Raw genomic sequence first — 12,860 nt, 5'->3', positions numbered from 1 at the left:
GACGGCTGCATCGATCAGGGAGTGTAGGGGCGCGGCGGGGAGGGCGCAATCCCGTGGGATACGGGGTTTGCCCTTGGAAATGATGATGCCGATGGCCGCTTCAGGAAGGCCCGTTCCCCCGCACGGGCCATTCCTGAGCCGGGGGGCTACTGCCTCAGGCCGGCGGCGTTCCGTCCTTGAAGCAGGATTTGAGCTGGCTGCGCAGTTCGGGGGTGTCCTGGTGCTGGTGCACCTTGACGGCATGCTGAACGGCCGCTTCCAGCAGTTCGTCTTCCGTATCGGCGCTAAGCGCGACCGTGCAGTTCTTTTCGCTCGGAAACTCGCGGCAATCGATATATTTGCGGGCCATTGCTGCCTCCTGGGGGTGGGTTCGGCAAAGACCGGTCGTTGCGGCCGGCACCAGATCCAGTATAGGGCGGCGTCGCTTGGGTAGCCTGCAGACATTGCCATTTCCAGCTACCCTGTCGCCACTTTCGCTCGATGAGCTTTTCAGGAATTACCGGAATTCAAGTCATGACCCAATCACTCAAGATCGATTTTGTCTCGGATATCGCGTGCCCGTGGTGTGCCATCGGGTTGTCGTCGTTGCTGCAGGCGCTCGAGCGTACGCGCGATGTGGTCGATGCCGAGGTGGTCATGCACCCGTTCGAGCTCAATCCGCAGATGGGCCCCGAAGGCGAAGCCATTGTCGACTACCTGGGCAAGAAGTATGGCCGTACCCCGGCACAAATTGCCGAGACGCAGGCAATGATCCGCGAGCGCGGTGCCAGCGTGGGCTTTGCATTCGGTCCGCGCAATTTTGTCTACAACACGTTCGATGCGCATCGGCTGCTGCAGTGGGCCGCCACGCAGGGCAGGCAGTTGCCGCTCAAGCAGGCACTGCTGCAGGCGTATCACGGGGAAGGCAAGGATCCGAGCAACCACGATGTACTCGTGGAGGCGGCGCAGTCGGTGGGGCTGGATGCCACGGAGGCGCGCGAGGTGCTGGACAGCGATGCGTTTGCCGATGACGTTCGTGACGAAGAACGTGAGTACCAGGCCATGGGTATCCAGTCGGTGCCGTCGATCATCTTCAACAACCACTACGTGATCAGTGGCGGCCAGCCGGTGGAAACGTTCGAACAGGCCATCCGGGAAATCGCGAAGGAATCGCGGGGCTGAGCGGACCAGACGGTGTTCTCCCCTCTCCCGCGTGCGGGAGAGGGGCGGGGGAGAGGGCCAGCGTATCAAGCCGAGACAGGTCGCAATTTGAACCTCATGCCCTCTCCCCCAACCCCTCTCCCGCCGTGCGGGAGAGGGGAGCTACGACTGCGCGATTTACACCACTGTCGCCAGGGCCAGCGTGAACAGCAGGGCCACCACCGAGATGATGGTCTCGGCCACCGACCAGGTCTTGAAGGTCTGGGCCACGGTCATGTTGAAGTACTCCTTGACCAGCCAGAAGCCACCGTCGTTCACGTGCGACAGGATCAGCGAACCGGCGCCGGTGGTCAGCACCAGCAGTTCCGGGCGCGTACCGGGTACGCTGGCGGCAATCGGGGCGACGATGCCGGCGGCCGTGGTCATGGCCACCGTGGCCGAGCCCGTAGCGATGCGGATCATCACGGCCACGAGCCAGCCCAGTACCAGCACCGACACGTTTGCATGCGTGGCCACGTCGACGATGGCGGTCGAGATGCCCGAGTCGCGCAGCACGCGGCCAAAGCCGCCGCCTGCACCCACTACCAGCGTGATGATGGCGGTTGGCGCCACGCACTCGTTGGTGAACTTCAGGATCATCTCGCGGTTGAAACCGCGCGCCTTGCCGAAGGTGTAGAAGCTGAACAGCGTGGCAATCAGCAGTGCCATCACCGAGTTGCCGATCAGCTTAAGCACGTCGTTGGCGAAGGTCTTCGGCGTGGCGATCAGGTCGGCCCAGCTGCCGATCAGCATCAGGAACACCGGCAGCAGGATGGTCAGCACCGTGATGCCGAAGCTCGGCAGGTTGCCAGCGCGGGCGCTATCGGCTTCCTCGGTCAGTTGCTCGGCCAGCGGGTTCACGGCGGGCAGCTTGACGTGCTTGTCGATCAGCTTGGCAAACAGCGGGCCGGCGATGATGGCGGTCGGGACACCCACGATCAGCGCGTAGAGGATGGTGTGGCCCATGTCGGCGCCGTAGGCCTGCACGGCCAGCAGCGCCGCTGGGTGCGGCGGGATCAGGCCGTGCACCACGGACAGGCCGCAGACCATCGGGATGCCCACCAGGATCATCGACGTATTGGTGCGCTTGGCCACGTTGAACGCGATCGGAATCAGCAGCACGAAGCCGACCTCGAAGAACACCGGAAGGCCGACGATAAAGGCAATGACCACCATGGCCCAATGCACATTCTTTTCGCCGAAGAAGTTGATCAGCGTCAGCGCAATGCGCTCGGCGCCGCCAGATTCGGCCATCATCTTGCCGAGCATGGTGCCGAGCCCGATCACCAGCGCGATATGGCCGAGCGTGCCGCCGACCCCGGCCTCGAACGACTTGACGATGTCTCCCATCGGCATGCCCACGGCAAAGCCCAGGGCAACCGAGACCACCACCAGCGTGATGAACGGGTTCAGTTTGAATTTGGCGATCAGGATCACCAGCGCGATCACGGCGATCAGCGCATATATCAAGAGCGTGGTTCCGGTAACGGCACCCATGTCTCGTCTCCTTATTGGCGGTTGCCGTCGTCCAGGACGGTCCGCTTCCGCTATGAAAATGCCGCTTGGCGCAGGTGCGTAGCGGCAGGTTGAAAAATCTGTCGGCCGATCTGTAGTCGGCGATTGGCAATCCGCGATCGGCTGGCTCACCGATCACGTTGCCTGGCGCCCGGGGTCAGGCCGTGGGCTTGCGGTAGGCGATGCAGTCCACTTCGACCTTGCAGTCGACCACCATGCTCGACTGCACGCAGGCGCGCGCCGGCGGATTGGCGCCGAAGTATTCCTTGAAGATCTTGTTGAACGACGGGAAGTCGCGCGCATCGTCCAGCCAGACACCGCATCGCACCACGTGCTCGGGGCCGTAGCCGGCCTCGGCCAGGATGGCCAGTACATTCCTGATGGCCTGGTGGGTCTGCGTGACGATATTGCCTTCGACCACTTCGCCGTCGACCATCGGCACCTGGCCCGATACATACAGCCAGCCGTCGGCCTGCACGGCGCGGGCAAACGGCATGTGCGAGCCGCCCTGGCCGGTACCGCCTTCGACGCCAAATCGCTTGATATCCATGGAAACTCCTGTTTTCAGTACTTATGTTCGGTGTTGGGTATGTCGCGTGCTTCGCGCGCGGTGCGCGGCAGGAAGCGGCCCGCGCGCACGCCGGTGGCGGCACGGTGCTGCCAGGTCAGTTCACCATTGACCCAGACCGCGGCAATGCCCTCGGCCGGTTGCATCGGGTCGGTGAAGCTTGCGGCGTCGCGGATCGTGGCCGAATCGAACAGCACGAGGTCCGCCCAGTAGCCTTCGCGGACAAAGCCGCGCTGCGCCAGCCCAAAGCGCTCGGCCGACAGGCCGGTCATCTTGTTGACGGCAACGTTCAGCGGAAACAGTTCGCGATCGCGCGCGTAGTGCCCCAGCACGCGCGGGAATGCGCCCCACAGGCGCGGATGGGGCAATGGGTCGTTGGGCAGGCCATCCGATCCGACCACGGTGGCCGGATGACTCAGGATGCGGTCCACGTCGGCATCTTCCATGCAGTGGTAGACGGCACCGGCGGGCTGCAGACGGCGTGCCGCCTCGAGCAGGTCGACCTGCCATTCGGCGGCGATGTCCGCCAGCAGGCGGCCACCCATGGCGGGATGCGGCTCCGACCACGTCACCTGGATGTCGAAGTCGCTGGTGACCTGCTTGAGGTCCAGCGTCGACGAACTGGCCGTGTAGGGATAGCAGTCGCAGCCCACCGGCTGCCAGCGTTGCGCTGCCTCGAGCGATTGCAACACCTCGCCGCTGCGGCCCCAGTTCGGCACGCCCGCGCATTTCAGGTGCGAGATCACCACGGGTACGCGTGCATGGCGGCCAATGCGCCAGGCCTCGTCCATCGCGTCAAGGATCTCCGCGAACTCGCTGCGCAGATGGGTGGCGTATAGCGCGCCGGCATCGGCCAGTGGTTCGGCCAGCGCGAGCACTTCTTCGGTCGGCGCGCTGAACGCATTGGCATAGGCCAGCCCGGTGGACAGGCCAAGCGCGCCATGTGCCAGCGCTTCTTCCAGTTGCGCGCGCATGGCCGCAATTTCACTGGCGGTGGCGGCGCGGTCGAAACGATCCATATGATTGCTGCGCAACGCGGTATGGCCCACCAGTGCGGCCACATTGACCGATGGTTGCGCCGCGTTGACGGCATCGACATACGTCTTGAAGTCGGGGTACTGGAACGCGTCGGCGTGGCCGAGCAGGTTCATGGGGTCGGGCGGATTGCCGGCCAGCGTTACCGGTGCCGCGCTGATGCCGCAGTTACCCACCACCACGGTGGTAACGCCTTGCGAGATCTTCGGCGTCATGGCCGGATCGCGCACCACGTTGGTATCGTCGTGCGTATGCACGTCGATGAAGCCCGGTGACAGTACCAGGCCGTGGCCTTCGACCACATGCGAAGCGGTGTCGGGGTCGATCGACGCGGCTTCGTCGATGCGGGCAATGCGCCCGTCGCGGATGGCCACGTCGGCCATGCGTGCGGCGGCTCCCGAGCCATCGAGCAGCATCACGCAGCGAATCAGGGTGTCGAACAGGTGTGGCATGGTCAGTCTCCGAGTGGCTGGCGGCTGTCCGGCCCGTCACTGTCCTGGCTTACGCCACGGTGGACGTCGAGCACGTACTTGAGCCGGCGCAGCTTTTCCTTGCTCTGTTCCTGCTGCAGCATCGCGCATTGCGTGGCCAGTACATCCATCACCAGCATCATCGCGTAGCGCGAGGCCGATGGCTTGAAGATGAAATCGGTCTCCAGCGTGCGCACGGGCAACAGCACGTCGGCGCGTGCCGCCAGCGGCGAACCCAACGCGGTTACCGCAATCAGGCGCGCACCATACTCGCGTGCGATATCGCAACTGGCCAGCATCTCGGGCACATTGCCGCTGGCCGAGAACGCCAGCACCACATCGTCGCGCGTCAGCGTGGCCGCCACCATCTTCTGCAGCAGCGCGTCATGGTAGGTCGCCACCGGATGGCCCAGCCGGGCCAGTCGATAGCGCGCTTCATCGGCCATGAACGTGGAGCCGCCGCCCATGCCAAAAGCGTAGACCATGCGTGCGTCGAGCAATAGGCGCGCGGCCCGGGCGATGCGTTCGGGATCGATCAGCTTGCGGTTGACCTCGAGCGTGGTCAGGACATCGGTATGGATGCGCTCGGTCAGCGTGGCCGGCGTATCGGTCTCGGTCACCGCGGGGGCGGGTTGCAGGAACCGCGAGCCGACCGCCGTGGCCTGGGCCAGGCGCAGCTTCAGGTCACGCACGTCACGGCAGCCGATGGCCTTGGCAAAACGTGTGACGCTGGCTTCGCTGACGGCCGCCTTGCGAGCCAGTTCATTGATGCTGGCTGCCGCCGCGCCCGCGAGATCCTCCAGAATCACTTGCGCCACCTTTTGCTCGGCCAGTCGTAGCGACGGGCCGCGCTCGGCAATGCGGGTCAGGATGTCAAAGGGCGCGTTCATGGGCAGTCGCGAGCTGCCGGCAAGTCGATCAGGGATCGGTTCCCGGCATTGCATGTTACTTTCTAACAAGGATGAAATATCGTAGTTTCAAGGCTATCATTACGTCAATCGAATTTTTTCAGGGTGATGCCGGCCATGCGTGAGACAAAGTACCAGACAGGAATGATCGATCCGCTGAACAAGGCGCTGGGCCGTCTTGACGCGCCGTTGGCGCCGGCCGAAGCTGGCCAGCCGGGCTGGCACCTGCTGCGCGAGGAGCTCAGCCTGCCAGCGGCGGTGCTCTACGAAGACCGGCTCGTGCACAACCTCCAATGGATGCGCAAGTTCATGGGCGCGTACGGTGTGCAACTGGCCCCGCATGGCAAGACGACGATGTCGCCCAAGCTGTTTGCGCGTCAACTTGCCGAGGGAGCCTGGGGCATTACGCTGGCAACAGCGCAACAAACCGCGGCGGCAGCGGCGCATGGCGTGAAGCGTGTGCTGATGGCCAACCAGCTGGTGGGGCGCCGCAATATGGAGATCGTGGCCGACTTGTTGCGCGATCCCGGCTTCGAGTTTTTCTCGCTGGTCGATTCGGCCGCGCTGGTTGACCAGCTTGGCGCATTTTTCCGCGCGCGGGGCCAGAAGCTGCAGGTGTTGCTGGAACTGGGCGTGGAGGGCGGCCGCACCGGCGTGCGCGACGCCGCGCAACAGGCCGAGGTGCTGGACGCGCTGTCGCGCTGGCCCGATGCCTTGTCGCTGGCGGGCGTTGAACTCTATGAAGGCGTGTTGCAGGAGGAGGCCGATATCCGCAAGTTCCTGCAGCGCACCGTGGCGGTCACGCGCGAACTGGCGGCAGCGGGCCGCTTCGGCCGCAGCCCGGTGGTCATGTCGGGAGCCGGTTCGGCCTGGTATGACGTGGTGGCCGAGGAATTCTCGCGCACCGACATTGGTGCGCCAATCGACATCGTGCTGCGGCCCGGCTGCTACCTGACCCATGACGTGGGCGTCTATCGCGCGGCGCAGGAGCGTATCCTGTCCAGCAATCCCGTGGCGCAGAAGATGCGGGAAGGACTGCTGCCCGCGCTGCAGCTGTGGGCCTATGTCCAGTCGATCCCCGAGGGGCGGCGCGCGATCATTGGCATGGGCAAACGCGATGCCGCGTTCGACGCCGGCATGCCGATTCCGGCGCAGTTGTACCGCCCCGGCGAAGCAGCGCCCGTGGCCGTGCCAACCCACTGGAAGGTCACCGGCATGATGGACCAGCACGCCTATCTGGAAATTGAAGCTGGCGATGATATTCGTGTCGGCGATATGATTGCCTTCGATATTTCGCATCCATGCCTGACGTTCGACAAGTGGCGCCACATTCCCGTGCTGGACAGCCAGTTGCGCGTCATCGACATCGTGCAGACGTTCTTCTGAACAGGAGTGGCACACACTCATGAGTATCGACATCCTTGCCTACGGTGAACCGCTGGTGGAATTCAACCAGCAGCCCGACGACCCCACCCGCTACCTGCAGGGCTTTGGCGGCGACACCTCCAATTTTGCGATTGCCGCCGCGCGACAGGGTGCCAGCACCGGCTATATCAGCGCCGTCGGTGCCGACAGCTTTGGTGAACGGCTGCTGGCGCTGTGGACGCGCGAACGCGTGGACACGCGCCATGTGAGCATCAATGCGGCGGCGCCGACCGGCGTCTATTTCGTATCGCACGACAACCACGGCCATCGCTTCGACTATCTGCGCGATGGCTCGGCGGCCAGCCGTTATCACCACGAACAGCTACCGCTCGCGGCGATTGCCCAGGCGCGCTACCTGCACCTGTCGGGCATCAGCCTGGCCATCAGTACCTCCGCGTGCGATGCGGGCCTGGCAGCCATGGAGCATGCGCGCAAGGCCGGTGTGCAGGTCTCCCTGGACACCAATCTGCGTTTGCGGCTGTGGTCGCTGGCGCGGGCGCGCGGCATCATGCGCGAGGCGTTTGCGTTGACCGACGTCTGCCTGCCGAGCTGGGACGACATCACCGTGTTGACAGGTCTCGACGACCGCGACGCGATCGTCGATCACCTGCTTGGGTGCGGTGTAGGCATCGTGGCATTGAAGCTCGGCGAGGAGGGCAGCTACGTGGCCACGCCCGAGTCGCGTGCGCTGGTGCCGCCGTACCCGGTGCGTCCGCTCGATGCCACAGGCGCGGGCGACTGTTTCGGTGGGAGCTTTATCGCCCGACTCGCCGCGGGGGCAGACCCGTTCCAGGCCGCGCGCTACGCCAATGTGGCGGCGGCGCTGTCGACCACCGGCTATGGCGCTGTGGCACCGATCCCGCAGGCCGAGACCGTCCTGGCACGACTGGAACAAAACGTCACCGTGATTGCCTGACCCGTTATTGGCATCTGCAGAACCTGCCTGTAGCCGGTCTGTAGCCGGCCTGAAGATGAACACTTCGATTATTGCGAATACTGTGAATACCGCCATGCAAATCCAACCGTCTCCGCTGCTCGCTCGCCTGACCAACGTACCGGTGATTCCGGTGCTCGAATATCACTCTGTCGACGAAGCGCTGCATATCAGCGAGGCGTTGGTGGAAGGGGGGCTCCCGCTGCTGGAAATCACGCTGCGCACGCCGGTTGCGCTCCAGGCAATGGAGGCCGTTGCCAAGGCGTTGCCGCAGGCCGTGGTGGGCGCCGGCACGGTGCTCAGCATCGAGCAACTGCATGCGGTGCGCGATGCCGGGGCCCAGTTCGCGGTGTCGCCGGGTTTGACGCAGAAGCTTGCCGACGGTGCGCAAGGCGCGGGCATCTCGTTGCTGCCCGGTGTGGCCACCGCCAGCGAAGCGATGTTTGCTCTCGAGTCCGGCTTTTCGTTCCTGAAGTTTTTCCCGGCCGAGGCTGCCGGAGGCGTACCGATGCTGAAGTCGCTGTACGGGCCGCTGGCCCAACTGAAGTTCTGCCCGACCGGCGGGATCGACCTTGCCAAGGCCGCCACGTACCTGGCATTGCCGAATGTGGTGTGTGTGGGCGGATCCTGGGTGGTGCCCAAGGACGCGGTGGCTGCAAAAGACTGGAAGCGTATCCGCAAGCTTGCCGAAGAGGCCGCGCAGTTGAAGAAGAACTGAACCGGATCACGCGAACCGATCCTGGCCATGAAGGTAAAAACTACAATGCTGGCCTGATTAACGTGCGAGATCGAAAAATAAAAAACAAAAGGCGCCAGCGGCGCCTTTTGTTTTTGTTTCCTGCCTGGACTTACTTGGCTTTCTCAGCCGAGTTCTCAAGCTTCTGGCCGCCCTTCTGGACGTCCTGGCCCAGACCAGACATGGTGTTGCAACCTGCCAGCAGCGAGGCAACCAGTACACACCAGATCCATCCTTTCTTCATCACAGGCTCCTTTGAGAGATAGTAAGAGGTGGGCACATTTTAACGTTGCCCCACTTGCTGTCGATGCAGGATGTGTGCCAATTTGTAAATACGAAAATCGCTGACAGACGCCGGTGGTTCGTCGTGGCTTGTGCCGCCATGACTCAACCCTTGAGCAGGGTGCGTGCCCGGTCGGCGACGGCGCCATGCGTCTGTAGCAGCCACTGCGCAGGGAAGGGGTGCGCAAGCAGATAGCCTTGCATGCTGTCGCAACCCCAGCCACGCACCACGTCGAGCTGGGCCTGGGTTTCCACGCCTTTCGCGCAGACCGACACACCTTGTGCCCTGGCCCATTCGCAGGCCGCGCGCAGGCTGGTGCTCATGTCGGACTTATGGCTCGCATGGCCAAGATGGCGTGCGTCAAGCGTAACCACGTCTGGCTGTACCAATGCCATTGCGCGACGGCTGGCAGCCGTATCCGTGAAGTCCGCGAGCGCGATGCATACGCCGCCATCGCGTAGTCGCGCCGCCTTGGCGGTGGTTTCGGGCGAGTCCGGAACGATGCCGACTGGCACTTCCACGCAGATCTGGCCCGGTGGAATGCCAGAGGCATCGATGGCGCGGCGCAGCAGGCAGATCGTGTCGTCCGCCTGCAACTGGGAGCTCGAAGCCAGTAGCGTGAACTGCAAGGGACCGACGGGCGTGGCATCGCGCCTCAGTTGCAGCAACTGCTGCAATGTCCAGTTGCTGATCGCGTTCATCATGCCCAACGTTTCGGCCGCGGGCAGGAAATCTTGCGGTGCAACACGGCCCAGCACCGGATGCTGCCAGCGGAGCCGGACCGTATATGCCGCGATCGCGGCCGTGGCAATGGTCGCGCGGGGCTGCAACTGCAGGCTCAGTTCGCCGCGATCGATTGCGCTCGGCAACGCGGCCAGCAGCGTGGCCATGCGCGGTGCGGCAGGGCGAACGGCGGTCCCGATGCCATCGCCGCCGCGCCGGTTCACCCGGAGCATGGCGTCGAAGGCCTGTTGCAGATGGCGCTCGGTGCCGGTATCGGGCTGGCCGACGGCGCTGCCGATGCTGCAAGACAGGAATATCTCGAAGCCATCGACCTGATAGGCGCGGCCGAGGGCGCTAGCAATAGCCTGGCTCAGTCCACGCACATCGTCGGCGCCTTCCGGCAGTACGCAGGCAAGTCCAAGGTCGGCGGGGCCGAGCCAGTGCATGGCCACCGGCATGGCGGCCACGCTGGCAACGCGGGACTTTACCTGCGCCCGCAGGCCGTGGGCTCGCTGCTGGCCAATGCCGTCGCAGGCGTGCGCAAACCGGTCGAGCCGGATGACCAGCACGGCCAGCAGGTGGGCCGTGCCGAAGTGGGTCCGGTGCTCTTCGAGGGCGGCCAGAAACGATGCCGGCTGGATAGCGGCGGAATGTGTGTCGATAGAGGACCCGTCGCCATCAACGCGCGAGGGTGGCGTGTCTTGGCTGTCAGGATCCATCAATTACTCGTGCTGGCAGCGAGTTCATGTGTGCAATGGCCGCCGGCGATACCCGGACTGCGTTCCCGTTCTTGCGTGTCATGTCACGGCGCGCTCTGATGGCGCGGCTCATGCTGATTGTCTTATGGTCTGGTGCGCTGTATTGCGTCGTATTGCGCTGTATTGCGCCGTAGCGTGGTCACGTAGCAATGACCATCACTACCGTCGCATAGCCAAGATCATACGGCAGTAGCGGCAAAATTCGGATAGCTGCGATACAGACGTGGCGCGTGCGTCGCACTTCTGTTTGATTTCAAACAACGCCGGAGGGTGTGCCGCACAAATGGATCTTGACCCGTGCCCGGTAAAGACGATAAGCGGGGCGGGAGCTAGCCGATGGGAGAAAAGGCGAGGCCAGCAGACAGTGCTGCCGGCCCATGAAAAAACGGGCGCATGACGCGCCCGTTCTTCTGTCAATCCACGTTCCGAAGTCAGCTTGTGGTGTCGGAGTCCGGGCCATCGTCCGGGGGAATGCGCGACGCCAGCACCTTGTCGATACGCTTGCCGTCCATGTCGATGATCTCGAACTTCCAGTCGGCCCATTGCACGGTGTCGGCGGTTTGCGGCAGGCGGCCCAGCAGTAGCAGCAGCATGCCCGACAGCGTGTGGTAACGCTCCTTGTCTTCTTCCGGCACGGCGCGCAGGCCTGTGCGGTCCTTGAGTTCGGGAATCGGGATCAGGCCGTCCAGCAACCATGAGCCGTCGTCGCGCTGTACGGCCCATTCCTCGCCGGCGGTATCGGTCTTGAACTCGCCGGTAATCGCCTCGATCAGGTCCTGCAAGGTGACCAGGCCCAGCACCTCGCCGTACTCGTCGATGACAAAGGCGATCTGGCCGCCCGACGAGCGGAAGTTCTCGAGCAGTTCCATGCCGGTAACGCTTTCCGGCACGAACACCGCGGCCTGCAGGACCGCCGTCAGGTCGGCCTTCTCGCCGCGCAGGCGGCGCGCCAGCAACTGCCGGGCGCTGACCACGCCGAGGATATCGTGCATGCCGCCGCGCACCACCGGGAAGCGCGAATGATCGGATTCCTCGATGCGGCGCAGGTTGTCTTCCTCGTTCGATTCGACATCGAGGTAGATCACATCGCCACGCGGCACCATCAGCGACGCGAGTTGCCGGTCATCGAGGCGGAAAACGTTGCGCACCATCGTGTGCTCATGGCGTTCGATCACGCCGGCTTCCGAACCCTCCACGAGCAGCGCGTGGATTTCTTCCTCGGTGACGGCAGGGCCGCGATCGGACTTGACGCCCAGCAGGCGCAGCACCAGTTGCGTGGAACCGGACAGCAGCTTGACGAACGGCTTGGATGCCACCGACAGGAATGAAATCGGACGCGCTGCCAGCCGCGCGATGGCTTCGGGAGCCATCTGGCCCAGGCGCTTGGGCACCAGTTCGCCCAGCACGATGGAAAAATAGGTCAGTCCTGCCACGACGATCGCTGTGGCGACATAGCCGGCCGTGGTCGATGGCATGCCGAATCCCTGCAGCCAGAGGGCCAGCGGTGCGGCCAGCGTGGATTCACCGACCACGCCGTTCAGCACGCCGATCGACGTAATGCCGATCTGCACGGTGGACAGGAAGCGCGTGGGATCCTCGCCGAGCTTCACGGCCGCCAGGGCGCCGCGGTCGCCCTCGTCGATAAATCGCTGCAGACGGGCCTTGCGGGCCGTGACCAGCGCGATTTCAGACATGGCGAACAGGCCGTTCAGCAGAATGAGCGCCAGTAGTATGGCAATTTCCATCAGGGTGCGCGCCCTGTGCGCGCGGGAATTGAAAAGTCAAAGCATACCATTCGCATGTGACGCCGCATTATTGCAGTGGCCCACACATCACCCCCTCGGTCGAGCACGAATCATGCCGTGAGCGGCTGGATTTCGCGCTCTATCGTGGGGCCTGCCGTGGCGCGGGCCATGCGTAGCGCATGGCTCGTGTCCAGTCTGGCCCAGAACTCGGCCGAGGTGCCGAAGTATCGCGCGAGCCGCAGCGCGGTTTCCGGCGAAATGCCGCGGCCCCGCTCGACAATGCCCTCGATACGCGGCAACGGTACGCGCAGGGCGACAGCCAGTGCGTTGGCGGACAACGCATTGGGCGCCATGAATTCGTGATACAGGATGGCGCCCGGTGGCGGCGGTGGAATGACCTCGCCCGTGGCCACGGCTGTGAAGCCAAGGTGAGGCAGGTCGTCGCGCTTGAAGTTCATCATGCTGCGCGGGAAACCTCGGACTTCAGTCCGGGGATGGATAGCGCGGCGTGCGCGGCACGCCCTTTTCCCGCTTCTCCTCTGTAGGGGCTATCTTTGGGACGAAAGTGGTAGCCATATCCG

General features: G+C 64.1%; 13 protein-coding genes. 4 read left to right on the top strand and 9 right to left on the bottom strand.

The genetic code is table 11. The features are described from left to right. Window positions 1-154: 154 nt before the first annotated feature. Entirely contained in the window at window positions 155-349 is a 195-nt protein-coding gene (locus ACO550_RS35775) for a DUF1059 domain-containing protein (protein WP_315597110.1), read from the bottom strand. A 164-nt stretch (window positions 350-513) separates the two neighbouring features. On the opposite strand from ACO550_RS35775, the gene ACO550_RS35770 reads away from it, so the two are divergent. Continuing rightward, on the top strand, window positions 514-1,161 hold the full coding sequence (locus ACO550_RS35770; protein ID WP_315597109.1) for a DsbA family oxidoreductase: 648 nt from the start codon (window positions 514-516) through the stop codon (window positions 1,159-1,161). Between the two features lie 156 nt (window positions 1,162-1,317). Here the strand turns inward: ACO550_RS35770 and ACO550_RS35765 are convergent, their stop codons facing one another. From ACO550_RS35765 to ACO550_RS35750, 4 genes are all read right to left on the bottom strand, one after another. Further along, on the bottom strand, window positions 1,318-2,676 hold the full coding sequence (locus tag ACO550_RS35765; protein ID WP_315597108.1) for a GntT/GntP/DsdX family permease: 1,359 nt from the start codon (window positions 2,674-2,676) through the stop codon (window positions 1,318-1,320). 175 nt (window positions 2,677-2,851) lie between these two features. Continuing rightward, window positions 2,852-3,244: a RidA family protein gene (locus ACO550_RS35760; protein WP_238265870.1), complete on the bottom strand. Its 393-nt coding sequence runs from the start codon at window positions 3,242-3,244 to the stop codon at window positions 2,852-2,854. 14 nt (window positions 3,245-3,258) lie between these two features. Continuing rightward, window positions 3,259-4,749 (bottom strand): amidohydrolase family protein, encoded by a 1,491-nt coding sequence (locus tag ACO550_RS35755; RefSeq protein WP_315597107.1) that lies wholly within the window; start codon window positions 4,747-4,749, stop codon window positions 3,259-3,261. A gap of 2 nt (window positions 4,750-4,751) precedes the next feature. Beyond that, window positions 4,752-5,657 carry a MurR/RpiR family transcriptional regulator gene (locus ACO550_RS35750; RefSeq protein WP_315597106.1) on the bottom strand — a complete coding sequence of 302 codons (906 nt, stop codon included), beginning with the start codon at window positions 5,655-5,657 and terminating at the stop codon, window positions 4,752-4,754. 135 nt (window positions 5,658-5,792) lie between these two features. Between ACO550_RS35750 and ACO550_RS35745 the strand changes: the two genes are divergently transcribed. The 3 genes from ACO550_RS35745 (at window position 5,793) to ACO550_RS35735 (ending at window position 8,752) form a co-directional block, all read left to right on the top strand. Beyond that, complete coding sequence (locus ACO550_RS35745) at window positions 5,793-7,061, top strand: alanine racemase (RefSeq protein ID WP_315597105.1); 1,269 nt, start codon at window positions 5,793-5,795, stop codon at window positions 7,059-7,061. A gap of 19 nt (window positions 7,062-7,080) precedes the next feature. Then, window positions 7,081-8,016 (top strand): PfkB family carbohydrate kinase, encoded by a 936-nt coding sequence (locus ACO550_RS35740; RefSeq protein ID WP_315597104.1) that lies wholly within the window; start codon window positions 7,081-7,083, stop codon window positions 8,014-8,016. 94 nt (window positions 8,017-8,110) lie between these two features. Next, the gene (locus ACO550_RS35735) at window positions 8,111-8,752 is read left to right on the top strand and encodes a bifunctional 4-hydroxy-2-oxoglutarate aldolase/2-dehydro-3-deoxy-phosphogluconate aldolase (protein WP_315597103.1); all 642 of its coding nucleotides are present in this window, start codon (window positions 8,111-8,113) and stop codon (window positions 8,750-8,752) included. A gap of 130 nt (window positions 8,753-8,882) precedes the next feature. Here the strand turns inward: ACO550_RS35735 and ACO550_RS35730 are convergent, their stop codons facing one another. The 4 genes from ACO550_RS35730 to ACO550_RS35715 form a co-directional block, all read right to left on the bottom strand. Further along, a complete protein-coding gene (locus ACO550_RS35730) occupies window positions 8,883-9,014 on the bottom strand; it encodes an entericidin A/B family lipoprotein (protein WP_315597102.1) in 132 nt (43 codons plus the stop codon). Window positions 9,015-9,157: 143 nt separating this feature from the next. Next, on the bottom strand, window positions 9,158-10,495 hold the full coding sequence (locus ACO550_RS35725) for an EAL domain-containing protein (protein ID WP_315597101.1): 1,338 nt from the start codon (window positions 10,493-10,495) through the stop codon (window positions 9,158-9,160). A gap of 470 nt (window positions 10,496-10,965) precedes the next feature. After that, window positions 10,966-12,279, bottom strand: a complete 1,314-nt coding sequence (locus ACO550_RS35720) for a CNNM domain-containing protein (protein ID WP_315597100.1) — start codon at window positions 12,277-12,279, stop codon at window positions 10,966-10,968. A 110-nt stretch (window positions 12,280-12,389) separates the two neighbouring features. After that, a complete protein-coding gene (locus ACO550_RS35715) occupies window positions 12,390-12,740 on the bottom strand; it encodes a HigA family addiction module antitoxin (protein ID WP_315597099.1) in 351 nt (116 codons plus the stop codon). Between the last annotated feature and the right edge of the window lie 120 nt (window positions 12,741-12,860).

Source organism: Cupriavidus sp. (genome assembly GCF_057315035.1).
Note: the sequence above shows the minus strand (reverse complement) of the source record. Positions and strands in the feature narration are given on the sequence as shown.